Source organism: Acinetobacter sp. 12966, assembly GCF_031196995.1.
Classification (GTDB): Bacteria; Pseudomonadota; Gammaproteobacteria; order Pseudomonadales; family Moraxellaceae; genus Acinetobacter; species Acinetobacter geminorum.
On record NZ_JAVIMC010000101.1, the window covers coordinates 1 to 255 of the forward strand.

Below are 255 nucleotides of genomic sequence, written 5' to 3' on the forward strand. Positions count from 1 at the left end.
TATTAAAGTTGATAGTTTTTAGATAATTTCAACCTGTTTAAGACCCACCTATAGGCGCCCAATCGCAACAGCAGCCTGATCAATTTTTTCAGCAATTTGATAGATCTGCTCTTGCTTCAACTCAGTGGTATTCAATTTCAAACGTAAAGCCGTCTTTAAGTTTTCCATGGCACGGTGAATTTCGATTAATTGATCATTACTGTGAATTTCACGTCTCAAACGCAATTTCTCTAACAACCCACTTAGCTTGTCTTG

General features: G+C 37.3%; 1 pseudogene. It reads right to left on the reverse strand.

The features are described 5' to 3' along the window. Window positions 1–48 precede the first annotated feature (48 nt). Window positions 49–255 (reverse strand): annotated as a pseudogene (locus RFW85_RS15790) (PadR family transcriptional regulator); the annotation flags it as partial.